Below are 26704 nucleotides of genomic sequence, written 5' to 3'. Positions count from 1 at the left end.
CGGGCTCAGGGACCATCGAGTTACGTTCGCCGGTATAGGCCGTTCCCGAGAGCTTCGCGAGCATGTATGGATTGCGGGTGGTGCCGCTGCCGGGGCTCCTGAGCGACCCGTGGGCGGTCACCACGGTCGCAGCTTGTCGAAGCGACGTGAGGTGTGCTGTCACGGTTGCGACCCTTCGACGGGCTCAGGGACCGCCGAGTTACGTTCGCCGGCATCGGCCGTACCCGAGGGCTTCGCGAGCATGGCCGGAATGCGGGTGGTGCGGTTCCCGGGACTTGCGGGGCGTTCCGTGGGCGGTCACCACGGTCGCTGAGCTTGTCGAAGCGACGCAACGCGCGCTGACGCCGTTGCGTCCCTTCGCCGGGCTGAGGGACCGCCGGGTTCCGTTCGCCGGTATCGGCCGGTCCGAGGGCTTCGCGAGCATGGACGGGATGCGAGTGGTGCGGTTGCCGGGACGGTGGGCGATTCCGGGGCGGTCACCACGGTCGCTGAGCTTGTCGAAGCGACGCAAGGTGCGCTGAGACGGTGCATCCCTTCGACAGGCTCAGGGACCGTGAAGAGCTGCTGATTGGGCACGGTCAGTCACCGGGTGGGGTCGGTTCTGGGGAGCGATCTCGGTCATGCGTTCGGAGGCGGTGTCGGCGGGCGTTCCAGTCCTGCACCGCCCTGCTCTTCGTCGCGAGGTGGCGGGCTTCCCGGTTCGGGCTGATGGATCTCGGTGGCAGCAGCAGGCACTGCCCGTCGGTTCGTCGGATGTCCCAGCCGTTGTTGTGGAGGAGCAGGTGGTGGTGTTTGCAGAGCAGGACCCCGTCGGCGATGTCGGTCTTGCCGTGGTCTCGTTTCCACTGGTTGATGTGGTGGGCCTCGCACCAGGACGGTGGCCGGTCGCAGCCCGGCCACATGCACCCGCCGTCCCGCACCGCGAGTCCGATGCGCTGGCGGGCGGTGAAGAGCCGCTGCTCGCGTCCGACGTTGACGCACTGCCCGTCGTCGTCGAGGACCACCGCGACCGTTCCCGTACTGCAGATCTCGCGGCGGATGGTGCCAATACTCACCGCCTCGCCGGTGTCCTGGATCGAGCCGTGGCCTTCGCCGGAGTCGAGGCTCTCCTTGGTGACGATCACCCGAACGGCGGGGCGGCGTGAGCCGAAGACCTGGCCAGGGTCGGCGTCCGCGCCGATGCGCAGCAGCTCCAGGAACCCGTCCGCGGCCAAGCGCTCCGTGGAGCGGGAGTCGTTGACGATGGCATCGATCCGGGCGCGGTCCTTCTCCTTCACGAACCTCGGCCCGCCGCGTCGCGGGTTCGTCAGTTCGTCGAGGACGGAGAGGAGGAACGCGCCGGGTTCTGGTGCGTAGAGGAACTTGCCCTCCACCATCCCGTCCGGTCGCTTCCAGGCCTTGAGGTGTTGCTGGTCGAGCTGGGCCTTCTCGCGGTCGGCGACTTCGGTGTCGTCCAGGTCGTCCCGCAACTGCCTCGCCCGACGATGCAACTGGCCCGCCGTGAGGGTCGTCGCGTCTTCGAGCAACTCGACCGCGGCCTCGGACAGCGACTCGGGGGGTACCGAGTCGCTGGGCAGCCCGAGCCCGGTACGAATGGCGTCCGCCTGAGCGATCGAGATCCGTCCGTCGGTGACGGCATGCGCGATCGGCGCGTGCCACGGGGTCGGGGGCGTCGGGAGTTCGGGGTGCTCGCGCTGCAGCGTCTCCACCGCGGCGGTTTCGGCGAGCATCTTGCCCACTTCGACGATCGAGACGGCGCCGCCCTTGGTGGTTCCGGTGATCGCCTCCACCATGGCCTGTGGTGTGCGGTAGCCCTCCTGCTGGGCGAGGCCGGCCGAGCCGAGATCTGGCTCAGAGCGGCGGCTCAGTTCCGCGGCTATCGCGGCGGTGATGGTGTCGCAGCAGTGTCGTGCGTCGGAGATAGCCTGCAGCGCGTCGAGCAGTTCCTGCTTCGGGAGCGTGGCGACGGACGCGGGTGAGGAGCCCAGGCGTGCGACGGTGTCCGCTGTGCGGAGGAGCGTCGCTGCCGGGTTTGCCATAGCACACATTCTACCAGATCGAAAGTTTCTTCGACGAGGAACTTTGGCCCTGTGGAGAACTTCCACGAGCCCGATCCAGGGAAGCGAGCGTCCCTTCGACAAGCTCAGGGACCGTTAAGGGGCACCACCACCGCACCGCATCCGCCGGCGCACCGCCACCGCGCCCCCGCGCGGCACCCCCGCGCGGCACCCCCGCACCCCCCGCCCGCCGGCGCCCCAGCGCGGCGCCCCCGCATTCATGGCGGCGCAACCCCCGGAACCGATTGCCGCCGCCCCACGTCGGGGGTAGCGTCAGGCACCTAGGACGCCGACGTTGACGCCGAACCCCGGGGAAGGGGACGCTCATGCTCACGCACCGCACTCAGGTCCGCCGCATCGCACTCGGGCTTGCCGCAGCTGTCACGGTCGGGGTGGTGATGACGGGGGCGCCGGCCACGGCGAGCGTCCTCGAACAGGACACCCTCGAGCAGGACACCCTCGAGCAGGACACCGGCCGGCAGGGGAAGGACTCCCGCGGCGGCTGGTGGTGGCCGGGACACGGCGACACCGGCCCGCAGCCCACCTCGGTCGGCTACGGCGGCGCGGTGTCGTCGGTCGACGAGTCCGCGAGCCGGGTGGGCCTCGAGGTGCTCAAGCACGGCGGCAACGCGGCGGATGCGGCAGTCGCGACGGCGTCCGCCCTTGGCGTCACCGAGCCGTACAGCGCGGGCATCGGCGGCGGCGGATACTTCGTGTACTTCGATGCGAAGACCGGCACCGTGAGCACCATCGACGGGCGCGAGACGGCCCCGGCCGGCATCACCCCGGACGCCTTCCTCGACCCGGCCACCCAGCTGCCCTACCCCTTCACTCCCCAGCTCGTCTCCTCGGGCGTCTCCGTCGGCGTGCCCGGCACTCTCGCCACGTGGGAGACGGCGCTCGACCGCTTCGGCACCAAGCCCCTTGGCCTGATGCTCGCGCCGTCGATCCTGCTCGCCGCCCGCGGCTTCACCGTGGACGAGACCTTCCGCAGCCAGACCGAGCAGAACCTCGTCCGCTTCCGCGCCTTCCCCGACACGGCGGAGCTGTTCCTTCCCGGCGGTGAGCTCCCCGAGGTGGGAACCCGCTTCCGCAACCCGGACCTCGCCCGCACGCTCACGCGCATCGCGCTGGGCGGCACGGAGGAGTTCTACCAGGGACCGATCGGTCGCGAGATCGCCGACGTCGTGCAGAACCCGCGCGTGGACCCGGCGTCGGGGCTGCCGGCACCCGCCGGCACCATGACCGCGGAGGACATCGCCAACTACAGGGTGGCCGAGCAGGCGCCGACCAGGGTCGCCTACCGCGGCCTCGACGTCTACAGCATGGCCCCCTCCTCCTCCGGCGGCACGACGGTCGGCGAGGCCCTCAACATCCTCGAGAACCACGACCTCGGCACCGAGAACCTGGGCGACAGCCTGCACCTCTACCTCGAGGCGTCCGCCCGGGCGTACGCGGATCGGAACGCCTACGTCGGCGACCCGGCCTTCGTCGACGTGCCGACCGAGACCCTGCTCAGCCAGAGGTTCGCGGACTCTCGCAACTGCACCATCGATCCCGACCGGGCAGCACCGAAGCCCGTGCCCGCCGGTCCGCTGGACGGCTCGGGATGCGCGGTCGCGACGGTGCCCGAGGAGCGCGAGACGGAGAACATCTCCACGACCCACCTCTCGGTGGTGGACAAGTGGGGCAACGCCGTCGCCTACACGCTCACGATCGAGCAAACGGGCGGATCCGCGATGACCGTTCCCGGCCGCGGCTTCCTCCTCAACAACGAGCTCACCGATTTCAGCACGGTGTACGTGGAGACGGACCCCAACCGCATCGAACCGGGGAAGCGCCCGCGCTCCTCGATGGCCCCCACGATCGTGCTCAAGGACGGCCAGGTGCGGTACGTGCTCGGCACCCCCGGCGGCGCGACCATCATCACGACGGTCCTGCAGATCCTCATCAACCGGATCGATCTCGGGATGACCCTGCCGGAGGCCGTCGCGGCGCCCCGCGCCTCGCAGCGCAACACCGCCGGCGCCACCGACACGACGCCCGAGACGCCGCAGACCCCCGCCGAGCCCGCGTTCGTCGAGGCGTACTCCGACCTGCTCGCGCCCTACGGCCACGAGCTCGTGCGTTCGGGCGACGCCCTCACGGCGGCGGCCGAGATCGGTGCGGCGGCGGCGATCGAGCGGGACGCGTCCGGGAAGCTGACGGCGGCCGCCGAGCCGGTCCGCCGCGGCGGCGGAACGGGCCTCGTGGTGCGCCCCGAGCGGTAGAGGACCCAGCACCCCCACGCCGCCCCACCCTCAGCCGAGGGCGGGGCGGAGGCGGTGCCGGAAAATCGCGCGCTCGATGAGGGTCCAGGTCGTCGACACCGCGAGGTAGAGCGTTGCGGCGAGCGGTACGAGCGCTGCGAACACGACCGTCGCGAGGGGCGCCCAGCTGAGCGCGCGGGTCATCCGCAGCACGGCCTCGGGCGCGTCCTCCGCGGGCGGCTCCGCGAACCGCAGCGCGTGCACCCGCGAGACCGCGGCGACCGCGGCGATGCCGGCGAGCAGAACCAGGTAGACGAGCACGCCCGGCCACGCCGCCGCGCTCGCGCCGAGGAAGGCCGGCAGGGAGGCGCCGAGCGGCACGGAGAGCAGGTGCTCGGCCAGCAGCCCGTTGGGATGCCCGTCGATCGTGGCGAGCACGAACAGGCCGTAGAGCACGGAGAGCACCGGCGCCTGGAGCAGCGTCGGCAGGCAGCCGGCCAGCGGCGATGCCTTCTCCTCCGCGTACAGCTCCATCGTCTTGCGCTGCAGGAGCTCGGGATCCTTGCCGTACCGGCGGCGAAGATCCCGCAATCGCGGCGCGAGCCGGCGCCTGGTGAGCTCGGCCCGCACCTGCGAGCGGCCGACGGGGAGGAGGAGCAGGCGCACGGCGATCGTCACGACGACGACGGCGAGCGCGGCGGAGAAGCCGCCGGAGAGGGGCGCGAGGGCCTGAGCCAGCACGGTGACGAGGGTGTAGGCGAGGTCGAGCACGGTCGCGACGGGCGCGAACGAGTAGATGTCCAACGAGGGGTCCTAACGGTCAGAGGAGCGGGGATCCGTGAGCGACCGCGCTGCCCCGGGACCGGAGGGCCGGAGAGGGACTAGGCGGCCGCGACGGACCGCGCCGGCGCGCGCGTGCGCGGACGACCGGCGGTGTTGGGGTGCCGCGGGGCGGCGATCCTCGTCAGGACCTCCTCGTGCTGTCGCGCCCGGGAGCCCACCGTGAGCGTGAAGGCGACGATGAGCACCGCGAGGTAGCGCGACGCGAGGAGCACGGCGCCCGCGAGCACGACGACGCCGGTGACCAGCGCCGCCGACGGCTCTGCCGGTGCCACCGCGAGCGTCACCAGGGACAGCGTCGCGACGGCGACGAGCCAGGTGATGAGCGCGCGCACGGGGTCCTCTCGGGAACGGTGTTCTGGAAGACTATCGAGGCACCTCGTCCCGGCGCATCCGCAGCACACGCTTTTTCCCCAGGAAGGGAACGCCAGGATCGAGGGAGAGCGGTCGCCCCGGCTCGGGGACGCCGCCCCTCTCCGCTCTGACAGGATGCGGCGAGGACAGAAAACGGACGCGACCACCCGGTTGCGACCGCCGGACGACACGGGAGCACTGTGGACACTCGCGCGGCGCGACTCGCACGCGCGTCCGTGACCGCGTCGGTCTCCACGCTCGTGACCGCGCTGTCGCACGCCGTCGCCGGCGGCACCGCTCCGCACCCGGCCCTGGTCCTCGTCGCCTTCGCCCTTGCCCTGGTCTTCTGCCTCGCGCTCACCGGCCGTGCGCTGTCCGCTTCGCGGGTGCTGGTCGCGGTGGGCGTCTCCCAGGCGCTGCTGCACGGGGTCTTCGCCATGACGGGCGCGCCCTCCGCCGCGCTGCAGGCGAGGATGGCCGAGACCGCGGGGATGTCCGGAACGCCGGTGATGGCTCACGCGTCCGGCATGGGCCACACCGCCTCGCTCGCGGATTCCGCGGCCGTGGTCGGGCACCACGGATCGCTCATGCCGGCGGATGCCGCGGCCGGTGGCGTCGACTCCGGCATGCTCCTCGCCCACGTGCTCGCCGGACTGGTGACCGTGCTCGCGCTGGTCGCGGGCGAGCGCTCCTTCTGGGGCCTCTTCGACTCCCTGCGCCTCGCCGGCTCCGCGCTCCTGCGCGTCGTCGTCCTCGTCGCTGTCCTCCCGACCCGTCCGGTCCGGCCGAGCTCCTTCGTGATCGCGGGAGCGCTCTTCCGCCCTCGGCCCCGGGAACGCCTGATGCTCGCGCTTCGGCACCGCGGCCCGCCGGCCCTCACCGTCTAGCACGCGCTCACCTCGCTAGCACGCGCTCACCTCGCCGCAGCCGCAGCCGCAGCCGCAGCCGCGAGCGTTCTTGTAATGCCGCGCGATCGCGGCATCCTCTTCGGCGTCCGCGCCGAACCATTTCCGAGACTCCGTCTCATCTCTTCGAGGCTTCCGCCTCTTCCTCGTTAGGAATCGTCATGTCCGCACACTCCGTCCGTACCCTCTCCGTCGCCGGCGCCGCCGGCCTCCTCCTCGCGCTGTCGGCCCCGCTCGCCGCGAGCGCGCACGTCACCATCGACCCGGGCAGCGCCGAGCCCGGCAGCTACACGGTGCTCACCGTGAAGGTGCCGAACGAATCCGCCACCGCGGCCACCAACCGGGTGGAGCTGCAGCTGCCCTCAGACACTCCGTTCTCGAGCGTCCGCTACGTCCCCGTGCCCGGGTGGTCGGCCCAGCTCGTGACCAGCACGCTGCCCGAGCCGGTGACCGTCGGGGAGAGCGAGATCGCCGAGGCCGTCACCTCCGTCGTGTGGACGGCTCAGGCGGGTTCCGAGATCGGCCAGGGCCAGCTGCAGCAGTTCGACCTGTCCGTGGGCCCCGTGCCCGACACCGGATCCATCACGCTCCCGGCGGTGCAGAGCTACACCGACGGCGAGGTGGTGGAGTGGACGGAGACCGCGGCCGACGCGGAGCACCCCGCCCCCGTGCTGTACATCACCGACACGCCCGCCGACGCGCACGCGGGCCACGACGCCGACGCCGCCGCGGATGCGGACGCCGACGCGGCGACCGTCACCGCGAGCGACGACGGCGCGGCGACCTCCGCGGCCGCTCAGCAGCAGCCCGTCGACGCGCTCGCCCGGGTGTTCGGCATCCTCGGTCTCGTCGTCGGCATCGTCGGCGTCGCGCTCGCGGTCACGTCCCGTCGCAAGGCGGCCAACTGATGGCGGAGCGCACGCGGGCAGCACGACGGGTCGCGCTGCTCGCTGCCGTCGCGCTCGCGGCTGCGCCCGCGCTGCTGATCGCCGGACCGGCCCAGGCGCACAACTACCTGGTGTCCTCGACGCCGGCGGAGGGCGACACCCTCACGGAACTGCCGGACCGCTTCGACATCACGACGAACGAGGCGCTGCTCGACCTCGGCGGCAGCACCGGCGCGTTCGCCCTGCAGGTGACGGATGCGGACGGGCTGTACTACGGCGACGGCTGCCTCGACATCACCGGCCCGTCCCTGTCCACCGCGGCCGAGCTCGGCGCACCGGGCACGTACACGGTCCAGTGGCAGGTGGTGTCGGCGGACGGGCACTCGGTGTCCGACGAGTTCGCCTTCGAGTGGGCTCCGGCCGCGGCGAGCGAGGAGTCCACGGGCTCCACGGCGCCGCCCGTCTGCGGAGAGGGCGACGATTCCGCCGCCCCCGATGGAGCCGCCGCGGACGAGGACGGGAGCACCCCGGTACCGGCGCCGAGCGCCTCCGATCCGGGCGCGGATTCGTCGACCACGGCCGGTGCCAGCGACACCAGCGACACCACCGCCGCGGGCGGCGACCAGGCCGGCGGCTCGTCCGACGGCCTCTGGATCGGCGCGGCCGTCGTCGCGGCCGCGCTGGCCGGCGGGGGAGTGCTCTTCGCCCGGTTCCGGGGCAGGGGGAGGGGCACGACGGAGCGCTAGGCGCGAAAGCGGGGAGGCGGGGTGAGGCGTCAGCGCCGGACCTCCGCCTCCCTGGCGCAGGCGATGCAGAGCTCCGCGGCGGGCAGCGCCTCGAGGCGATCGAGGGGAATGCGCTCACCGCGGCGCAGGCAGATGCCGTACGTTCCCGCGTCGATCCGCTCGCCCGCCCGCTCGATGGCGTCGATCCGGCTCCGCAGCGCGGCGAGCAGCCCGGAGATCCGGGACCAGTCCGACGACAGCGTCGAGCCCTCGGGGTCGTGCTCGTCGTCCGCGGTGCCGTCCGACCGCGCCGCGCGGACGTCCGACAGCGAGGCGGCCAGCGCCGCCGCCTCGGCCTCGCGCTCCGCCCGCTGCGCCGCCAGGAGGGCGCCGAAGTGCTCCAGATCGAGGTGCCCGGGGTCGCCCATCGCTCCAGCGTAGGTGGCGCTCGCTGGGTGAGCACGGATCGGTTCCTTCCCCCTCACCGGGCAGCTCGATGAGAGCCTCCTCGTCCTGCACGCGGGCAATCACCTCGTGGGGTACCGGTCGGACGGCAGCGAGTACTCGCTGGAGGTGACCAGCGATCACTCGCACACCGACCTCCTTTTCACGAGCCCGGTCGGCGGCCAGCTCTACCGAGTGCCGGAGCGCTGAGCGCGCCCTCTTGAGGACCCCGAACTCCGACCCCTGTTCGCCGTCCCCAAGCCCTATGCTTGGCCCACCCACCCCCTGGGCGGACTCGGAGGACACCGTGAAAGCTCGACGACGAGCAGTCGTTCCATTCGTTCCCCTCGCCGTCGCGCTGTTCGCGCTGACCGGCTGCACGGGGCTGGACTTCGGCTCCGGTGATGGGGCGGGCAGCCCCAGCCCCTCCGGCGACACGGGTGCGCCCAGCGCGTCGCCCACCCCGTCCGCGTCGGGTTCGCCCACCGCGACGCCCACGCCCGGTCCGACCGGCACGGCGTCACCGGTCGCGATCCCGACGGACTGCCGCGACATCGTGAGCGCGGGGGACTACGAGGCGGTGTTCGGCGAGGTTCCGCTCAACCCGGAGGGCTTCACCACCCGCTCGGGCGCCCCGTTCGGCCAGGTCACACCCACGACGCCGCCGGCCGGCGCCACGCCGGCGGAGATCGTGCGCGGCGCGACGACGCTCGACTGCCTCTGGCGCGATCCGAACGCCGACATCACCTTCCTCGAGGTCGCCCTGGGTGCGGTCGACCCCGCCGTCGGCGCCTCCTACCTCGACGACCTCGCGGCCGACGGGTACACCTGCGTCGACATCCACGAGGGACGGCGCTGCCACCTCACCCGCCCGAACGCCGACTACCCGGTCGACGAGAGCTTCACGCGCTTCCAGCGCGACGGTGTCTTCATCTCCGTCGACCAGGCGGACTTCCCCACGAACGACCTGATCGGCAGGATCGTCGACCGGCTCTGGGGGTAGCCGCCCCCCGGTGCCACACTGGAATCCGGCCCGGAAGAGCCCGCCAGGGCAGGCGCCACAGGCCCGCCCGAGAAGCCCGAGACGAAGTAGCCCGAGACGAAGGAGCATCACCGTGCGCAGTGCCCTGTTCAGCGAGCAGAACCAGGAGAAGGAAACCGCCGAGCGGTGGACGCTGCAGTCGACGAAGATGCTGCGGACCGTCCTCGGCGACGACGTGATCGCGACCAAGGGCGCCATGGTTGCGTTCCAGGGGCAGGTGGAGTTCAACCACGAGGGTGCCGGCAGCATCGGCAAGATGATGAAGAAGCTGCTGACCAGCGAGGACGCGCCCATGATGCGCGTGTCCGGCCGCGGTGAGGTGTTCTTCGCGCGGCAGGCGAACAACGTGTTCCTGCTGCAGCTCGAGGGCGACTCGCTCTCCGTCTCGAGCAAGAATCTGCTCGCCATGGACGCGTCGATCGGCTGGGACATCCGCCGGGTCCAGGGCGCGGGCATGGTGAGCGGCGGCCTCTTCAACCTGCTCCTCGAGGGACACGGCACGGTCGCCATCTGCAGCGAGGGTGAGCCGCTCATCCTCGACTGCAGTTCCCAGCCCACCTTCGTTGACGCGCAGGCCGTCGTGTGCTGGTCCGGCAACCTCACCCCGGAGGTGCGCAGCTCCATGAACATGCGATCGATGCTGCGCGGCGGCTCGGGTGAGGCCTTCCAGCTGGCGTTTTCGGGACCGGGGTTCGTCGTCGTCCAGCCGAGCGAGGGCATCCCCGTCCAGACCACCGCCCGCTGACGGCACCCTCTCCTCCCGCCCTCACACCCGCGTGAGGTGCCCGGATCGGACGCGTTTCGGCCGAAATCGGATCCGAAGTCGGCACCTCACGGCAGGGGTGGTGACCCGGATCAGGGGCGGCGGCGGTCCCGCAGGGCGATCCCGACGCCGATCGCCAGAAGCACGAGGGCCGACGCGTTCCACGCGATGTCGTAGGGGAGCAGGTCGACGTCGTAGCGCACCTGGTGCACGCGGAGCACCTTGTGGTCGATGATCCCGTCCCACAGCTGGAACAGGCCGAGGCCGCAGAAGAAGCCGGCCCACGCCCGCCGCCGGGACAGGGAGGAGCGGCGGCGCGCGTCGGCGAGCACGAAGAAGCCCGCGACGAGGAAGATCAGCTCGGCCGCGTGCAGGATGCCGTCGGACACGAGCGCGACCGCGGTGGTGGACAGGTCGTAGAAGTGGTGCCAGGCGAGGATCTGGTGGAAGACGATCTCGTCGACCCCCGCCATGATCGCGATCCCGACGAGGAACGCGCCCCAGAGGGAGCGATCGCGCAGCAGGGCGGGTCGGAATGCCGCGTCCCCGGGACCGTCCATCGAAGCCACGGCGGAGGGCACCGGCCCCGCCGCTCGGGACGGCCCTGCCCCACTCGACCGTTCCGCCATGCGGTCTCCTCCTCTTTCCCCCGACGCCGTGCCCGGCTCCCGAGGCTACGCCCGCTCGTCGCCGACGGCTCCTAACGGATGGGAGCGGGCGGCCGATAGTGCACTGTGGCGCCACGGATCGGCACCGGAAGAACACCCAGGGATGGACAGGTAATGATTGTTGTCACGCGGCTCAACGACAGCCGTTTCGCGATCAACCCTGACCTGATCGAGCGGATCCACGCCAACCCCGACACCACACTCGTGATGGTCGACGGCGCCAAGTACATCGTGACCGAGTCGATGGACGAGGTGATCGACATGATCGCGGGGTATCGCGCCCGCGTCATCGCCATGGCCTACGACCGGCCCACGCCCGCGTCCGGCCCGCACCTCGGTCTCGTGACCGCCGTCGACCCCGGCTCCCGCACTCCGACGGCCATCGCGAGCGCCGTGCCCCTGCGACCGAGGAACAGCTGATGGATCCGGCAACCCTGATCGGCATCGCCCTCGCGTTCGGCTCCCTCCTCGGGATGATCACGCTGGAGGGCGCGAGCGTCACCTCGCTGCTCCTGCCGGCCCCGATGATCCTCGTCTTCGGCGCGACCATCGCCGTCGGCATCGCGAGCGGCACCATGAAGGACGCGATCGCGGGCTTCAAGGCGGTCCCCGCGGCGCTCCTCGGCAAGACCACCCCGCCGCAGGCGGTCATCGACGACGTCGTCGCGCTCGCCGAGAAGGCCCGCAGCGACGGGCTCCTCGCGCTCGAGCAGGAGGCGGAGAAGGTCAGCGACCCGTTCCTCCGCGGCGCCCTGCAGAACATCGCGGACGGCACAGACGGCGACGAGCTGCGCGAGCTGCTCGAGGACGAGATCGCCTCGAAGTCCTCCGTGCAGCGCAACGCGTCCCGCTTCTTCATGACCCTGGGCGGCTACGCGCCCACCGTCGGCATCGTCGGCACTGTGGTGTCGCTCACCCACGTGCTCGAGAACCTGTCCGAACCGGACGAGCTCGGCCACATGATCGCCGCGGCCTTCGTCGCCACCCTCTGGGGCCTGCTCTCCGCCAACTTCCTCTGGCTGCCGCTCGGCATGCGGCTGAAGCGGCTGTGCGACCTCGACGTCGCCCGCATGACGCTGCTCATGGAGGGCGTGCTCGCCGTCCAGGCCGGCAGCCAGCCCCGCCTCCTCGGCGAGCGTCTGAGGGCCATGGTGCCCGCCAACGCGCTGGCCAAGTCCGGCTCGGCCAAGGGCGGGAAGGGCGCGGACAAGGGCGCGGCCAAGGATGCCGCGGCGAAAGCGGCATGAGCGCCCGCAAGGGGCGTAAGCACGCCGAGGAGGAGGAGGTCCACGTCGACGAACGGTGGATGGCCTCCTACATGGACATGGTCACCGTGCTCATGTGCATGTTCATCGTGCTCTTCGCCATGTCGACCGTGGACCAGAACAAGTACGAGCAGCTGCGCAACTCGCTCGCGACCGGCTTCGGCGCGGTCGAGGTCGGCGCCATCGACACGGCGGAGGGCACCGTCGTGCCGGCCGAGAAGATCGACGCGGAGGGGGAGAGCTTCAGCTCCGCCGAGCTCGCGTCGATGGAGGTCGACAGCCTCGAGGCCCTGAAGCAGGCGGTGTCGGCCGGGCTTGAGTCGAGCGGCCTGCAGGCCAGCGTGAGCTTCACGCTCGACACCCGGGGACTCACCATCCGCCTGGTCGGATCCGAGACGTTCTTCGCCTCGAACCGCGCCGAGCTGTCGGACGCCGCCCGCCGGGTGCTCGACTCGATCGCGGCCCCGCTCGCCGCCTCCGGTCGCGAGGTGTCCGTCGAGGGCCACGCCGACGTGCGCAACTCCGCGCCGCCGTACCCGAGCAACTGGGAGCTCTCGTCCGCGCGGGCGACCCAGGTGCTGCGCGACCTCGTCGAGCGCGGCGGCATCGCCCAGGACCGCATCCAGGCCGTCGGCTTCGGGTCGTCCCGCCCGCTCGCCCCGGGCTCCTCGCCGGACGAGCTCGCCCTCAACCGGCGCGTCGACATCGTGGTGCTCACCACGCAGAGCGAGGAGGTGAGCGCGCTCATCCCCGGCGTCGTCGCGGGGGAGGGCGGGCAGCCCGTCGAGGCGGCACCGGAGGAGCACGCGCCCGAGGAGCACGCGGACGAGGAGCACGCCGAGGAAAAGGACGCGGAGGACGAGAAGCACGCGGCGGCGGAGAGCGGCAGCCACGGATCGACGGGAACGAGCAAGGCGTCCAGCGGCCACTGATCACACGCACCGACAGGCGCCGACGAGCACCGACGAGCGCCGACGAGCGCCGACAGGCGCGCGACCGACCCGCGCCCCCGAAAGGGGGTGAGAGTGAGGGGGCGCGCCCCCTAACGCGCCTCTGACCGCGTCCGATAGTGCCCGGTGTGACACTCCTCGAACCGCAGATCGCGACCGCGACGGCCAAGCAGCCGCGCTCCGTCGAGGTGTACGACTTCCGCCGGCCCACCACCCTCGCGCGCGAGCACTCCCGTGTGCTCGAGCTCGCATTCGACACGTTCGCGCGCCAGTGGGGCACGCAGCTCACCGCGAAGGTGCGCGTCCTCTCCCAGGTGACCTGCGAGCAGGTCGGCATGTACACCTACGACGAGTACGCGGCGTCCCTGCCCGCGACGACGGCGATGGTGCTGTGCACGCTCGAGGACTTCTCGGCCAAGGCGGTGCTCCAGTTCCCCGCGTCCGCAGCCCTCTCCTGGGTCGGCTACATGCTCGGCGGAACCGGCGTCCAGGCCGCGCCGGAGCGGAAGTTCACCCACGTCGAGCAGGCGCTCGTCCGCCGCCTCATGGACGACGCGCTCGAGGACCTGCGCTACTCGCTCGGCTCCCTGCTGGTCACGCCCATCGGCGTGGGCAGCTTCCAGTACAACTCGCAGTTCGCGCAGGCCGCGGCCAAGTCCGACCTGATGATCGTCGGCGCGTTCGAGATCCGCGTCGGCGACCGCACCGCGCCCGCGACCCTCGCCATCCCCGCGGACGTGCTGCTGCCCCAGCTCGGCGACACCAACCCGATGAGCTCGGCCGCCAACTCCCGCGAGCTGCTCGACGCGCAGGTGGCCGCCGTGCCGGTCGACGTCGCCCTGCAGCTCGCGCCCGCCATGGTCACGCCCGCCGTCATCCTCGGCCTGTCCGTCGGCGACATCCTGCCGATCCCGCACGCCCAGCACCGGCCCCTCGACGTGACCGTCGGCGGCCAGCCCATCGCTTCCGCCGCGGTGGGAGCCAACGGCTCCCGTCTCGCCGGCGTCGTCATCACAGCCAAGGAGTTTTAAGCATGACCACCGCGATCGCCCTGCACGCAAACGCCGCCGAGGCCCTCGCGGCCCAGCTGCCCACGCCGGTGCCCCTCCGCGCGGGCGCCCAGCCCGCCGGCGCGCCGGTCGGCAACACCCGGGACGCCGTCGTCGCCTCCTTCGTGGGCGGCGTGTCCGCCGACCTCGCCGTCGTCCTGGTCGACCTGCAGTCGATCGCGGCCGCGGCGGGCACCGACTCGCCCCTCGTCTCCGTCGCCGACGTGCTGCGGCCGGCTCTGGAGGCCGCGGTCGGCCAGCTCGGCACCGGCGTGCTGGGCGAGACCCGCCTTGACGACGCGACCGCCCTCTTCGACGACCCCGAGACCGCGGTCTTCGCGCTGACCTCCGCAGGGCAGCCCGCGGGCTGGTTCGCCATCCGGGTGCGGGAGAACGGCATCATCGGGGGTCCCGCGATGCGCGCGCCGCTCTCTGTCGCGGGCAAGCTCGGCCGCATCAACAACGTCGAGATGGCACTCACGGTCGAGATCGGCCGCACCCGCATGGCCGTGCGCGATGTGCTCGGCCTCGAGCCGGGCGCGGTGATCGAGCTCGACCGTTCCGCGGGCGCCCCGGCCGACGTGCTGCTGAACGGCCGGCTCATCGCCCACGGCGAGGTCGTGGTCGTGGACCAGGACTACGCCGTGCGCATCACCCAGATCCTCGACATCGCCGAGGGGATCAACTAGGTGGACACCCTCGTCCTCGCGGCGCGCGTCACGCTGTCACTCGCGGTCGTGCTCGGCGTGCTCTGGTTCCTCCAGCGCCGCGTGACCCGCAGCACCCGTGTGAAGCGCGCCGCCTCGGCGGTCACCGTCGTCACCCGCCAGGGCATCGCGCCCAAGGCGTCCGTGGTCGTCGTCGACGTCGAGGGATCGCGGTACCTGCTCGGGGTCACCGAGCAGTCCGTCACGCTGCTGTCGTCCGGTCAGGCCCCCGTGTCACCGGCCGTCCTCTCGGCCGTTCCGTCCCCGTCGCCCCGCTCCGAGTCCTCCCCCGTCACGGAGGCGGCCGTGCCCGCGAGCGCCGGCGCCTTCGCGCAGGTCCTGGAGGCCGAGGGCGTGTCCGCCGCGATCGGCACGACCACGCCGCGCACTGCACCCGCGTCCGCCGCGTCCGTCACCTCCGGCGACGCCGAGGCCGAGGACGTCGTCCTCCGCCGTCCGCGCGACCGCGCGTCGCGGCTGGGCCGACCCGTCACGGCCACGTCGCCCCTCGCCGGCTCCATCCTGTCCGGTGACACCTGGCGCCAGGCCGGCCTCGCCCTTCGGCAGAGGCGCGCCGGGTGAGCGGCGCCGCCCTCGCGATCCCGTCCCGCCGTCCCGCGCTCGGTCGGCGCGCAATCCTCGCCCTCGCCGCCGCGGCCCTCGTGCTTCTCGCCCTGCTCTTCGCCGGCGCGTCCGGCGCGGTCGCGGCCCCCGTCGAACCGACACCGCCCGCCGCACCCGCCGCACCCGCCGCTCCCGCCGACCCCGGCGCGGGCACCTCGACCGACGGGGGCGTCTCCCTCGACATCTACGGCCCGAACGGCGCGCCGTCCTCAGCGATCGTCACGCTCCTCGGGATCACGCTGCTGTCGGTGGCGCCCGCCCTGCTGCTCATGATGACGTCGTTCACGAAGATCTTCGTGGTGCTCGCCATGACCCGGAACGCGCTCGCGCTGCCGTCGATCCCGCCGAACCAGGTGCTCGCCGGCCTCGCGCTCTTCCTGTCGCTGTTCATCATGGCGCCGGTCATCACCGACATCAACGCGCTCGGCGTGCAGCCCTACCTGAACGGCGACATCGACTTCGCCAAGGCCCTCGAGCTCGGCAGCGGCCCGCTGCGCGAGTTCATGCTCGCGCACACCCGGCAGGAGGACCTCGCCCTGATGACCCGGGCCGCGGACCTGCCGAACCCGGAGAACGCGGACGCCGTGCAGCTGACGACGCTGATCCCCGCGTTCATGATCTCCGAGCTGCGCGCCGCCTTCATCATCGGCTTCGTCATCTTCATCCCGTTCCTCGTCATCGACCTCGTCGTCTCCGCGGCCCTCATGTCGATGGGCATGATGATGCTCCCGCCCGTCATGATCTCGCTGCCCTTCAAGATCCTGCTGTTCGTGCTCGTCGACGGCTGGGGCCTCATAGTCACGGCCCTCATCAAGAGCTACTCGGGAGGCTGACGTGGACACCAACGCCGTTCTCGACATCGGCCTGGCCGGCCTGATGGTCGCGGGGAAGATCTCCGCGCCCATGCTCATCACCGCGCTGGTCGTCGGATTCGCGATCTCGCTGCTGCAGTCCATCACCCAGATCCAGGAGGTGACGCTGTCGTTCGTGCCGAAGGCCATCGCCGTGGCCATCGCGTTGGTCATCTGCGGGCACTGGATGATCCAGGAGATGGTCTCGTTCACGAACGCGCTGTTCGAGAAGATCCCGTCGCTGCTGGGCGGTGGCTGACGTGAACCTCCCCATCAACTTCCCCATGCTCGAGGCCGTGATGCTCGCCGGCGTGCGGATGGTCGCGTTCCTCGTCATCGCGCCGCCGTTCTCCTACCGCGCGATCCCGGCCCGCGTGAAGGTGATGCTCGCCATCGGGCTCGCGATCGCGGTGTCGCCGCGGGTCACGCCGGGCTACGTGTCCGGCGACACGGCGACCTTCCTGGTCTCGCTCGTGCTCGAGCTCGTCGTCGGGCTGGTCCTCGGCTTCCTCGTGATGCTCGTGTTCTCGGCCGTGCAGTCCGCGGGCAACATCATCGACATGTTCGGCGGCTTCCAGATGGCGCAGGCCTTCGACCCGCAGGCCATGCTCAACGGCGCGCAGTTCACCCGGCTGTTCCAGATGACCGCGCTCGCCCTGCTGTTCGCCTCCGGCGGGTACCAGCTCATCATCGGCGGCCTCACCCGCACGTTCGACGCCGTGCCGATCGGCGGCGGGCTCGACCTCGCCTCCCCGGCCGAGGCCATGGTCAACGGGCTCGGGCAGATGTTCCTCGCGACCGTGCAGATCGCGGGGCCCCTCCTTGTCGTGCTGTTCCTCGCGGACGTCGGCCTCGGCCTGCTCACCCGCGTCGCGCCCGCGCTCAACGCCTTCGCGATGGGCTTCCCGGTCAAGATCCTGATGACGGTTCTGCTCGGCGGCATGGTGTTCGTGGCGCTGCCCGACGTCGTGTCGTCGCTCACGGGGCAGGCCGTCGACGTGATGCTGGGGGTGAAGTAGATGTCGGACTCGGGCGAACGCACCGAACAGGCCACCGAGAAGCGCATGAAGGAGGTGCGCTCGAAGGGGCAGCTCTCCAAGTCGCAGGACCTCACCGCGTGGGTGGGCGTCGGCGTCGCCGCCGTCATGACCCCGGCCGCCATCGAGGCGGGCACCAAGGCCAGCCTCGACCAGCTCTTCACCGTCGGTAGCGTCATCGCCTCACCGGACCCGGCGGCGGCGATGGAGTCGCTCGCGCAGGGCCTCGGCTCGCTCGCCGCGACCGTGATGCCGATGCTCGGCACCGTCGCCGTCGCCGTGCTCGCCACCGCGGCGGCTCAGGGCGGGGTGCACATGAAGCGCTTCACCGGCAACTACGAGCAGTTCAACGTGCTGACCGGCATGAAGCGCGTCTTCGGCACGCAGGCGCTCTGGCAGGGCGCGAAGTCCCTCGTCAAGACCGGCGTCGTCGCCCTCGTGCTCGTGACGGTCGTGCAGGGGCTGACCCCGGTGCTCATGTCCGCGGGCGGGCTCTCGGTCGCATCGCTGCTCGCCGCGGGCGGGGACGGTGTCGCCGCGCTGCTGCGCGCCGCCGTGGCCATGGGCCTCCTGCTCGCCGCCGTCGACGTCTTCGTGGTCATGCGCCGCAACCGCAAGCGCACCCGCATGACGAAGAAGGAGGTGCGGGACGAGAACAAGAACAGCGACGGTGACCCGCAGGTCAAGGCGCAGCGCAGGTCGCGCCAGATCGCCATGAGCCGCAACCGCATGATGGCCGCCGTGGCCACGGCGGACGTCGTGCTCGTGAACCCCACCCACTTCGCGGTCGCCCTGAAGTACGAGCCGGGGCTGTCCGCCCCGCGGGTCGTGGCGAAGGGCGCCGGCGTCATCGCCGCCCGCATCCGCGAGCAGGCCGAGACGGACCGGGTGCCGATGGTGCGCGACATCCCGCTCACCCGAGCCCTGCACGCCGCCTGCGACCTCGGCGAGGAGATCCCCGTCGACTACTACACGCCCGTCGCCCGAGTGCTGTCCTTCGTGATGTCGCTCAAGGCACGCGGTGCCACCTCGGGCGGCGTCCACACCATGAGTCAGCCCACCAAGAGCTCCGGAGCGAACTGACGTGAACCGCAACCTCTCGAAGATCGCCGTGCCCGTCGGCGTCGTCGGCATCGTCCTGCTGCTCGTCGTGCCCGTGCCGGCGTGGCTGCTCGACATCCTCATCATCCTGAACGTGCTGCTCGCGCTCACGATCCTGCTCACCACGATGTTCGTGCGGAAGCCGCTCGACTTCTCGGTGTTCCCGTCCCTGCTGCTCGTCGCGACGCTGTTCCGGCTCGGCCTGAACGTCGCCTCCACCCGGCTCGTGCTGGGCGACGGCTTCGCCGGGGCGGTCATCGAGGCCTTCGGGCACGTCGCCGTCGACGGATCCATCGTCATCGGCTCGGTGATCTTCCTGATCCTGGTCGTCATCCAGTTCGTCGTCGTCACCAAGGGCGCGGAGCGCGTCGCCGAGGTGGGCGCCCGCTTCACCCTCGACGCGATGCCGGGCAAGCAGATGGCGATCGACGCCGACCTCAACGCCGGCCTCATCACCGACACCCAGGCGCGCGAGCGCCGCGCCGAGGTCTCGGCCGAGGCGGACTTCTACGGCGCCATGGACGGCGCGTCGAAGTTCGTGAAGGGTGACGCGATCGCGGGCATCCTGATCATCATCATCAACCTGATCGGCGGCATCGCGATCGGCATGCTGCAGCGCGGCATGGAGATCGGCGACGCGCTCAACCACTACGGCATCCTCACCATCGGCGACGGCCTGGTCACCCAGATCCCCGCCCTGCTGATGGCCGTGTCCACGGGCATGATCGTCACCCGCGCCAACGCGGAGTCCGACATGGGCTCGACCGCGGCGACGCAGCTCACCCAGTCGCGCACCGCCCTCCTCATCGCGGGCGTCGCCGCCATCGCCATGGCGTTCATCCCCGGGATGCCGATCCTGCCGTTCGTCGCCGTCGGCGTCCTGCTGATCGTCATCGCGCAGCGCGTGAAGGCCAAGGAGAAGGCGGAGGCCGAGGCCGCCCGCGCCGCGGCGGAGGCCGAGGCGGTCGTCGCCCCGAGCGAGACCACCGAGGACCTGATCGAGCAGATGCGGGTGCACGCGCTCGAGATCCTGCTCGCGCCCGACCTGGTCGACATGGTGTCCGGCGCCTCCGACGACCTCCTCGGCCGCGTGCGCGCGCTGCGCCGCAAGGTCGCCATGGAGCTCGGCGTGGTCGTGCCGCCGGTGCGCACCCGGGACAGCGTCGAACTGCCGCCCTCGACCTACGCCATCCGCATCGCCGGGGTCGAGGCCGGCCGCGGCACCGCCCCGGGCGGACGGGTGCTCGCACTGGGCGACGCGCTCGATGCCCTGCCCGGCACCCCGACGGTCGAGCCCGTGTTCGGCCTCGCCGGCAAGTGGGTTCCCGCCGAGCTGCGGCACAGCGCCGAGCTCACCGGCGCCACGGTCATCGACCGCGTCTCGGTGCTCGTCACCCACCTCTCGTCCGTCATCGGCAACAACGCCGCGCGCCTGCTCAGCCGTGAGGACGTGCGCGTGCTCGCCGAGGGCGTGAAGCAGGTCAACCCGTCCGCCATCGAGGACCTCGTGCCCGGCATGCTCTCCCTCGCCGAGCTGCAGCGCGTGCTGCAGGGGCTCCTGGCGGAGCAGATCCCCATCAACGACCTCGGGCGCATCTGCGAGGCGCTCACGCTGCGGGCCAAGGTGTCGACCGACCCCGAGGGACTCATCGAGTCGGCACGCCAGGCGCTCGGGCCGGTGCTCGCCGCCCAGCACCTCGACGGCGACATCCTGCGCGTGATCATGATCGATCCCGCGCTCGAGCAGTCGATGCTGGAGGGCCTGCGGCCGAGCGAGCAGGGCACCCAGATCCTGCTCGACGCAACGCGGATCGAGGCCATCCTCGGCTCGCTGCGCACCGCCGTCGGCACCGTCGAGGCGAGCGGGCTCAGCGCGGTCCTGGTGTGCGCGCCCGCGCTGCGCCCGGCCATCCGCCGCCTCGTGTCGGCGCAGACCGGCGGCCTCCCCGTGCTGTCCTACCAGGAGGCCACGGCGTCCAACGTGAAGATCGAGACCGTGGGGGTGGTCCGTGCCCACGACACGATTGCGGCTTGAGGGTAAGTCGATCGAGGAGCTGAAGACGCGCGTGCTCGAGGAGCACGGGCCCGCCGCGCGGATCGTTGCCGCCGAGCGCATCACGGTCGGCGGGCTGGCCGGGTTCTTCGCCAAGCGGCACTTCGAGGTCAGCGTCGAGGTCGGCGCGCCGAGCACCACGGGATCCCGCGTCGTCATCGACGCCCCGGCCAGGGCGGGGATCGCCGCGCTGCTCGCGGACGCCGAGGAGCAGGAGGCGGCGCTGCAGCTGGGCTCTCCCCGCGGTGCTGCTGCGGGCGCGGGCGCGGGTGCTGCCGGCGCGAGGTCCGGTGCTGGCGCTGGCGGAGCCGCCTCGGTTCCCGGCGACGTCGGCCGGCCGGTCGCCCCGCCACTGCTCGGCGTGGACGACTCCGTGCCGTCGACGCGCACCCCGGCCTTTGCCGAGCTCCTGCAGGACCTCTCCTACAACGCGCCGTCGCCGGTCGCCCCCGAACCCCTCGTGTCGCCGTCCGCGCGGGTGCCCGCCGCCGACACCACGACCCTGCTGCCCGTGCCCGTGCCCGCCCCGCTCCGGCGCCCGGGCGACCTCGTGCTCGTGGTCGGGCTCTCAGCGGACGCCGTTGCGGTGGCGGGCGCGATGGCCGCGTCGGTGGGCTCCGCGTCCGTGTGCGCATCCGGGTCCGCGCCGGGAGCGACCCGGGTCGACGACCGCCGCGGCGCCCTCGCCGCCCGCGCCGGCGGTGTGGAGCGCGGCGAGACCGCCTTCGTGGCGTGCGGCTGGGGCGCAGACGCGCCGGCCATCCTCTCCGCGGTCCGCCCGGACCAGGTCTGGGTCGCGGTGGATGCCGGCCGCAAGCCGGAGGACACGGCCCGCTGGGTCGCCGCGGTCGCGTCAGCCGTGCCGATCGACGCCCTCGCCGCGGTCGGTTGGGAGGACACGGCCACACCGGAGACCGTCGAGGAGCTCGGTCTGCCGATCGGCTGGATCGACGACCGCCCGGCGACGAGCCGCGCCGCCTGAGCGCCTACGCCGCGCTGGGTGCCTGGTGAGCGGGACACACCGGCCGGTGTGCGTGCCAACCCTGTTGAGGCGCCGAGGAACCGGCGCCGCCTGTTCCGCGACGGGGTGCAGACCCGCGCCCGGTCCGGCTGCGATAGGCTGACCCGGTGCTGGTGCTGACACGCAAGGCGGGGGAGCGGGTGCTCATCGGTGACGACATCGTCATCACCGTGCTCGACGCGCGCGGAGACGGAATCCGGATCGGCATCGACGCGCCGCGCGGGGTCACCATCCAGCGGGAAGAGGTGGTCAAGGCCGTGACTGAGGCGAACGTCGAGGCGGCGTCCGCTTCCGCCGACGCCGAGGACCGCATCCGCGCCGCCCTCCTGGGCCGCCCGCAGGCGCCCCGGCCCGCCACCGACGCCTCCTGAGCGCCCCCCGGCTCCACCGGGCACCGTTCGTCATTCAGGAAGTTCGCGCGCTCTGTTCCTGGACGAGGAGATCGGTCGCCGGTCCCGTTCCTCATTCAAGAGGTCCACGCGCCCCGTTCCTGATTCAGGAGATCCACGCGGTCCCGTTCGCGATTCAGGAGATCCGTCGCGCTGTCCCGTTCGCAATTCAGGAGATCCGCCACGACACGCCGTTCGGGATGCCCGACACGCCGAGGAGCCCGCCGATTCTCCTGAATTGCGCACGGGGCGCCGAACGGATCTCCTGAATCGCGCACGCATGCAAAAACCGGCCCCGGAACACAGCCCCGGCACGCGGCACGCACCCCAGAACCGGCACCCCCGGCACCGCGGCCCGGGCACCTCCGCTACACGCGGGGAGCGGCGGCGTAGTCCCCGATCTTCGCGGCGCGCGTGATGCGCTCCAGCAGCGCGTCGAAGTGACCCGCCATCTCCTCGGCGCTCTCGCCGGGCCAGGCGTGCAGCGGCTTCGCGGCGCCCTGCGCCTGCTGCAGCGACGTGCGCTCCGGCAGCTGGGGGGGCGAGCACGAGCGAGCCGAACATGTCGCGCAACTCCTTGATCCGGAACTGGTGCTCGATCGACTGCTCCCGCACCCGGTTCACGACGATCCCGAACGGCTGCAGGCGCGGAGAGAGCCGGGTGCGGATCTCCTCGATCGCACGGAGCGCGCGGTCGGCCGCGGCGACGGAGAACAGGCCGGGCTCGGTGACCACGGCGACGCGGTCGCTCGCGGCCCACGCCGTGCGGGTGAGCGCGTTGAGCGACGGAGCGCAGTCGATGAGCACGAGGTCGTAGTCGCCCTCGACGTGGGCGAGGGCGGTCTCGAGCTTCCAGAGGTCCCGCGCGCTGGGGCGCGGGCCGTCGAAGTTGATCGCGGACGCGCTGCCGATGAGCACGTCGACGGTGCCGGGGCTGTCCCGGGTCCAGCCGCTCTGCGCGATGGCCTGGCGCACGATCTTCGCCTTGGGCGAGTTGAGCACGTCGGCGACGGTGAGCCGGCCGGTCACGTCGATGTCCATGCCGGTCGAGAGGTCGGACTGGGGGTCGAGGTCGACGACCAGCGTGCGCAGTCCCTTCGCGAACGCCGCGGACGCGAGCCCCAGGGTCACCGTTGTCTTGCCGACGCCGCCCTTGAGCGAGCTGACGCTGAGTACATGCACAGCCATACGTTACCTTCAGTAATCTAGGCACACCTAAACGCCCTGTTGACGGCGGTTCCGGTCGAAAGGCATGAATGTTCTCGAAAATCCTGGTCGCCAACCGCGGCGAAATCGCCATCCGGGCCTTCCGCGCCGCAGTAGAACTGGGGGCGAGGACGGTCGCCGTCTTCCCCTACGAGGACCGCAACTCCCTGCACCGCCTGAAGGCGGACGAGGCCTACCAGATCGGCGAGGAGGGGCACCCGGTCCGGGCGTACCTCGACGTGAACGAGATCATTCGCGTCGCCCTCGAGAGCGGCGCGGACGCGATCTACCCCGGCTACGGCTTCCTCTCGGAGAACCCTGAGCTCGCCGAGGCCGCAGCCCGGGCAGGTATCACCTTCATCGGCCCCGGCGCCGACGTGCTGCGCATGGCGGGCAACAAGGTCACCGCGAAGGAGCGCGCCATCGCGGCGGGCGTCCCGGTGCTCAAGTCCACGGAGCCCTCCCGCGACGTCGAGAAGCTGCTGGCCGAGGCCGAGGAGATCGGCTTCCCCATCTTCGCCAAGGCGGTCGCCGGCGGCGGCGGGCGCGGCATGCGCCGGGTCGAGAAGCCCGAGGACCTGCGCGACGCCCTCGTCGCGGCGATGCGCGAGGCGGACAGCGCCTTCGGCGACCCCACCATGTTCCTCGAGCAGGCCGTGCTGCGGCCCCGCCACATCGAGGTGCAGATCCTCGCGGACGCGACCGGCGAGACCGTGCACCTGTTCGAGCGCGACTGCTCGGTGCAGCGCCGCCACCAGAAGGTCGTGGAGATCGCCCCGGCCCCGAACCTCGACGAGAGCGTCCGCCAGGCGATGTACCGGGATGCGGTCGCCTTCGCCAAGAGCATCGGCTACGTGAATGCCGGCACCGTCGAGTTCCTGCTCGACACGGCGGGCGAGCGCGCCGGGCAGCACGTGTTCATCGAGATGAACCCGCGCATCCAGGTCGAGCACACCGTGACCGAGGAGGTCACCGACGTCGACCTCGTGCAGTCCCAGATGCGGATCGCGTCGGGGGAGACGCTCGAGCGTCTCGGCCTGCAGCAGGCCGACCTGCACCTGCGCGGCGCCGCCCTGCAGACCCGCATCACGACCGAGGACCCGGCGGCCAACTTCCGCCCGGACACCGGCAAGATCACGACCTACCGCTCGCCCGGCGGCGCCGGCATCCGCATCGACGGCGGAACCGTCGCGACGGGCGCGCAGATCAGCCCCCACTTCGACTCGATGCTCGCGAAGCTCACCTGCCGCGGGCGCGACTTCCCGGCCGCGGTCACCCGCGCCAAGCGCGCCCTGGCCGAGTTCCGCATCCGCGGCGTCTCCACGAACATCCCGTTCCTGCAGGCCGTGCTCGACGACCCCTCGTTCGCCAAGGGAGACCTCAGCACGTCCTTCATCGAGGAGCGGCCGAACCTGGTCCGCAGCAACATCTCGAAGGACCGCGGCACGAAGATCGTGAACTGGCTCGCCGACGTCACGGTGAACCAGCCGAACGGCGCCCGCCCCACGTCGTCCGTGCCGAAGGACAAGCTCCCCGCGCTCGACCTCGCTCAGCCCGCACCGGCCGGATCCCGCCAGCGGCTGCTCGAGCTCGGCCCGGCCGGCTTCGCGAAGGCCCTTCGCGAGCAGACGGCCCTCGCCGTCACGGAGACGACATTCCGCGACGCGCACCAGTCGCTGCTCGCGACCCGTGTCCGCACCAAGGACCTGCTCGCCGTCGCGCCCTACGTCGCGCGCAGCACGCCCGAGCTCCTGTCCGTCGAGGCCTGGGGCGGCGCCACCTACGACGTCGCCCTGCGCTTCCTCGGCGAGGACCCCTGGGAGCGCCTCGCGTCGCTGCGCGAGGCCCTGCCGAACATCGCGATCCAGATGCTGCTGCGCGGCCGCAACACGGTCGGCTACACGCCGTACCCAACAGAGGTCACGGACGCGTTCGTGCGCGAGGCCGCCTCGACCGGGGTGGACATCTTCCGCATCTTCGACGCTCTGAACGACGTCTCTCAGATGCGGCCGGCCATCGACTCCGTGCTCGCCACGGGAACCGCCGTGGCCGAGGTCGCCGTCTGCTACACCGGCGACCTGCTCAACCCGGCCGAGGACCTGTACACGCTGGACTACTACCTGCGGCTGGCGGACACCATCGTCGAGGCGGGTGCTCATGTGCTCGCCATCAAGGACATGGCCGGCCTGCTGCGGCCCGGCGCCGCGGAGAAGCTGGTCTCGGCGTTCCGCGAGCGCTTCGACGTGCCCGTGCACGTGCACACCCACGACACCGCGGGCGGCCAGCTCGCCACGCTGCTCGCGGCGAGCCGCGCCGGAGCGGATGCGGTGGACGTCGCGAGCGCGCCCATGGCCGGCACCACCAGCCAGCCCTCCTTCTCCGCCCTCGTCGCCGCGCTGGCCCACACCGAGCGCGACACCGGCATCTCCTTGCAGGCGGTGAGCGACCTCGAGCCGTACTGGGAGTCCGTGCGGCACGTGTACAAGCCGTTCGAGTCCGGCCTGCCCGGCCCCACCGGTCGCGTGTACAAGCACGAGATCCCGGGCGGCCAGCTCTCCAACCTCCGCCAGCAGGCGATCGCGCTCGGCCTCGCCGACGACTTCGAGCTGATCGAGGACATGTACGCCGCGGCGAACGAGATCCTCGGCCGCATCCCCAAGGTCACGCCGTCGTCGAAGGTCGTCGGCGACCTCGCCCTGCAGCTCGCGGCGGCCCGCGCCGACCCGAAGGACTTCGCGGAGAACCCGCAGAACTACGACATCCCGGACTCCGTGGTCGGCTTCATGGCCGGCGAGCTGGGCGACCTCCCCGGCGGCTGGCCGGAGCCGTTCCGCACGCGCGTGCTCGAGGGCCGCAACGTGCGCATCGCGGTGCAGGACATCACGGAGGAGGACCGCGAGGCCCTCGATGGTCCGAGCGCCGACGTGCGCCGCGGCACCCTCAACCGCCTGCTCTTCCCCCAGCCCACGAAGCAGTTCCAGGAGGTCCGCGAGCTGTTCGGCGACCTCTCGGTCGTGGACACGGTGGATTACCTCTACGGGCTGCAAGCCGGCCAGGAGCACGTCGTGCGCATGGCCAAGGGCGTCGAGATGTTCATCGCGCTCGAGGCCGTGGGTGAGGCGGACGAGCGCGGCATGCGCACCGTCATGACGAACGTGAACGGCCAGATCCGGCCCGTCTTCGTGCGCGACCGCGGCATCACGGTCGAGTCGAAGAGCGCCGAGAAGGCTGACCTCGGCAACCAGCGCCAGATCGCCGCCCCGTTCTCGGGAGTCGTCACCCTGAAGGTCGAGGTCGGGGACACCGTGACCGCGGGTCAGCCCGTCGCGTCGATCGAGGCGATGAAGATGGAGGCCGCGATCACGACCGCGGTCGCCGGACGCGTCGCCCGCCTCGCCGTGCCCACGACCCAGCAGGTGGACGCGGGCGACCTGCTCGTCGTCATCGAGTAGACCCGCGGCGCGACCGCGTCCCATTCGCCGAAAGGGCGGACGGGACCGGCATGGGCCGCTGCTCG

Annotated in this window: 25 protein-coding genes and 1 pseudogene; 20 read left to right on the top strand and 6 right to left on the bottom strand. The window is 71.7% G+C overall.

Annotated elements, in window-relative coordinates; genetic code table 11:
• Positions 1 to 578: 578 nt before the first annotated feature.
• Positions 579 to 2039, bottom strand: a complete 1461-nt coding sequence (locus DAI20_RS15405; RefSeq protein ID WP_159085085.1) for an HNH endonuclease signature motif containing protein — start codon at positions 2037 to 2039, stop codon at positions 579 to 581.
• A gap of 344 nt (positions 2040 to 2383) precedes the next feature.
• Between DAI20_RS15405 and ggt the strand changes: the two genes are divergently transcribed.
• Entirely contained in the window at positions 2384 to 4327 is a 1944-nt protein-coding gene (gene ggt, locus DAI20_RS15400; protein ID WP_240606108.1) for a gamma-glutamyltransferase, read from the top strand.
• Positions 4328 to 4357: 30 nt separating this feature from the next.
• Here ggt and DAI20_RS15395 read toward each other — a convergent pair whose 3' ends face one another.
• Both DAI20_RS15395 and DAI20_RS15390 read right to left on the bottom strand, forming a co-directional pair.
• Positions 4358 to 5110, bottom strand: coding sequence for a YidC/Oxa1 family membrane protein insertase (locus tag DAI20_RS15395; RefSeq protein WP_108252384.1), 753 nt, complete (start codon positions 5108 to 5110; stop codon positions 4358 to 4360).
• Positions 5111 to 5187: 77 nt separating this feature from the next.
• A complete protein-coding gene (locus DAI20_RS15390) occupies positions 5188 to 5481 on the bottom strand; it encodes a hypothetical protein (RefSeq protein ID WP_108252382.1) in 294 nt (97 codons plus the stop codon).
• A gap of 219 nt (positions 5482 to 5700) precedes the next feature.
• Here DAI20_RS15390 and DAI20_RS15385 point away from each other — a divergent pair, with 219 nt between their 5' ends.
• From DAI20_RS15385 to DAI20_RS15375, 3 genes are all read left to right on the top strand, one after another.
• Positions 5701 to 6387 carry a hypothetical protein gene (locus DAI20_RS15385; protein WP_108252380.1) on the top strand — a complete coding sequence of 229 codons (687 nt, stop codon included), beginning with the start codon at positions 5701 to 5703 and terminating at the stop codon, positions 6385 to 6387.
• A gap of 179 nt (positions 6388 to 6566) precedes the next feature.
• The gene (locus tag DAI20_RS15380) at positions 6567 to 7313 is read left to right on the top strand and encodes a YcnI family copper-binding membrane protein (RefSeq protein WP_108252379.1); all 747 of its coding nucleotides are present in this window, start codon (positions 6567 to 6569) and stop codon (positions 7311 to 7313) included.
• Positions 7313 to 8038 (top strand): copper resistance CopC family protein, encoded by a 726-nt coding sequence (locus DAI20_RS15375; RefSeq protein ID WP_108252377.1) that lies wholly within the window; start codon positions 7313 to 7315, stop codon positions 8036 to 8038. The genes DAI20_RS15380 and DAI20_RS15375 overlap by 1 nt, the downstream gene beginning before the upstream one ends.
• Positions 8039 to 8067: 29 nt before the next feature.
• On the opposite strand, the gene DAI20_RS15370 is transcribed toward DAI20_RS15375, so the two are convergent.
• Positions 8068 to 8445 (bottom strand): TraR/DksA family transcriptional regulator, encoded by a 378-nt coding sequence (locus tag DAI20_RS15370; RefSeq protein WP_108252375.1) that lies wholly within the window; start codon positions 8443 to 8445, stop codon positions 8068 to 8070.
• 323 nt (positions 8446 to 8768) lie between these two features.
• Between DAI20_RS15370 and DAI20_RS15365 the strand changes: the two genes are divergently transcribed.
• The gene (locus DAI20_RS15365) at positions 8769 to 9464 is read left to right on the top strand and encodes a hypothetical protein (protein WP_159085084.1); all 696 of its coding nucleotides are present in this window, start codon (positions 8769 to 8771) and stop codon (positions 9462 to 9464) included.
• Between the two features lie 112 nt (positions 9465 to 9576).
• On the top strand, positions 9577 to 10248 hold the full coding sequence (locus tag DAI20_RS15360; RefSeq protein WP_205781463.1) for an AIM24 family protein: 672 nt from the start codon (positions 9577 to 9579) through the stop codon (positions 10246 to 10248).
• 110 nt (positions 10249 to 10358) lie between these two features.
• Here the strand turns inward: DAI20_RS15360 and DAI20_RS15355 are convergent, their stop codons facing one another.
• Entirely contained in the window at positions 10359 to 10895 is a 537-nt protein-coding gene (locus DAI20_RS15355) for a DUF2243 domain-containing protein (RefSeq protein ID WP_240606107.1), read from the bottom strand.
• A 153-nt stretch (positions 10896 to 11048) separates the two neighbouring features.
• Here DAI20_RS15355 and DAI20_RS15350 point away from each other — a divergent pair, with 153 nt between their 5' ends.
• From DAI20_RS15350 to csrA, 13 genes are all read left to right on the top strand, one after another.
• Complete coding sequence (locus tag DAI20_RS15350; protein ID WP_108252369.1) at positions 11049 to 11354, top strand: flagellar FlbD family protein; 306 nt, start codon at positions 11049 to 11051, stop codon at positions 11352 to 11354.
• Positions 11354 to 12181, top strand: a complete 828-nt coding sequence (locus DAI20_RS15345) for a motility protein A (RefSeq protein ID WP_108252368.1) — start codon at positions 11354 to 11356, stop codon at positions 12179 to 12181. Before DAI20_RS15350 ends, DAI20_RS15345 begins: the two co-directional genes overlap by 1 nt.
• Positions 12178 to 13131, top strand: a complete 954-nt coding sequence (locus DAI20_RS15340; protein WP_108252366.1) for an OmpA/MotB family protein — start codon at positions 12178 to 12180, stop codon at positions 13129 to 13131. The genes DAI20_RS15345 and DAI20_RS15340 overlap by 4 nt, the downstream gene beginning before the upstream one ends.
• 146 nt (positions 13132 to 13277) lie before the next feature.
• Positions 13278 to 14180 (top strand): flagellar motor switch protein FliM, encoded by a 903-nt coding sequence (locus DAI20_RS15335; RefSeq protein WP_240606106.1) that lies wholly within the window; start codon positions 13278 to 13280, stop codon positions 14178 to 14180.
• 2 nt (positions 14181 to 14182) lie between these two features.
• Positions 14183 to 14887 carry a flagellar motor switch protein FliN gene (gene fliN / locus DAI20_RS15330; RefSeq protein WP_108252364.1) on the top strand — a complete coding sequence of 235 codons (705 nt, stop codon included), beginning with the start codon at positions 14183 to 14185 and terminating at the stop codon, positions 14885 to 14887.
• The gene (locus DAI20_RS15325) at positions 14888 to 15487 is read left to right on the top strand and encodes a FliO/MopB family protein (RefSeq protein WP_108252362.1); all 600 of its coding nucleotides are present in this window, start codon (positions 14888 to 14890) and stop codon (positions 15485 to 15487) included.
• On the top strand, positions 15484 to 16362 hold the full coding sequence (gene fliP / locus DAI20_RS15320; protein WP_168927696.1) for a flagellar type III secretion system pore protein FliP: 879 nt from the start codon (positions 15484 to 15486) through the stop codon (positions 16360 to 16362). Before DAI20_RS15325 ends, fliP begins: the two co-directional genes overlap by 4 nt.
• 1 nt (position 16363) lies before the next feature.
• Entirely contained in the window at positions 16364 to 16639 is a 276-nt protein-coding gene (gene fliQ, locus DAI20_RS15315; RefSeq protein WP_108252360.1) for a flagellar biosynthesis protein FliQ, read from the top strand.
• A gap of 1 nt (position 16640) precedes the next feature.
• Positions 16641 to 17399 (top strand): flagellar biosynthetic protein FliR, encoded by a 759-nt coding sequence (locus DAI20_RS15310; RefSeq protein ID WP_108252358.1) that lies wholly within the window; start codon positions 16641 to 16643, stop codon positions 17397 to 17399.
• Positions 17400 to 18500 carry an EscU/YscU/HrcU family type III secretion system export apparatus switch protein gene (locus DAI20_RS15305; protein ID WP_108252356.1) on the top strand — a complete coding sequence of 367 codons (1101 nt, stop codon included), beginning with the start codon at positions 17400 to 17402 and terminating at the stop codon, positions 18498 to 18500.
• Position 18501: 1 nt separating this feature from the next.
• Positions 18502 to 20553, top strand: coding sequence for a flagellar biosynthesis protein FlhA (locus DAI20_RS15300; RefSeq protein WP_108252354.1), 2052 nt, complete (start codon positions 18502 to 18504; stop codon positions 20551 to 20553).
• Positions 20528 to 21553 carry a serine/threonine-protein kinase gene (locus DAI20_RS15295; protein WP_159085083.1) on the top strand — a complete coding sequence of 342 codons (1026 nt, stop codon included), beginning with the start codon at positions 20528 to 20530 and terminating at the stop codon, positions 21551 to 21553. Before DAI20_RS15300 ends, DAI20_RS15295 begins: the two co-directional genes overlap by 26 nt.
• A 146-nt stretch (positions 21554 to 21699) precedes the next feature.
• Positions 21700 to 21963: a carbon storage regulator CsrA gene (gene csrA, locus DAI20_RS15290; RefSeq protein ID WP_108252351.1), complete on the top strand. Its 264-nt coding sequence runs from the start codon at positions 21700 to 21702 to the stop codon at positions 21961 to 21963.
• A gap of 386 nt (positions 21964 to 22349) precedes the next feature.
• Here csrA and DAI20_RS15285 read toward each other — a convergent pair.
• Positions 22350 to 23163: pseudogene (locus DAI20_RS15285) on the bottom strand (ParA family protein).
• A 74-nt stretch (positions 23164 to 23237) separates the two neighbouring features.
• On the opposite strand from DAI20_RS15285, the gene DAI20_RS15280 reads away from it, so the two are divergent.
• On the top strand, positions 23238 to 26639 hold the full coding sequence (locus DAI20_RS15280; protein WP_108252349.1) for a pyruvate carboxylase: 3402 nt from the start codon (positions 23238 to 23240) through the stop codon (positions 26637 to 26639).
• Positions 26640 to 26704 lie beyond the last annotated feature (65 nt).

It is taken from the genome of Planctomonas deserti, from assembly GCF_003067705.1.
In the GTDB taxonomy this organism is placed as follows: Bacteria; Actinomycetota; Actinomycetes; order Actinomycetales; family Microbacteriaceae; genus Planctomonas; species Planctomonas deserti.
This window is presented reverse-complemented; position numbering and strand designations above follow the sequence as displayed.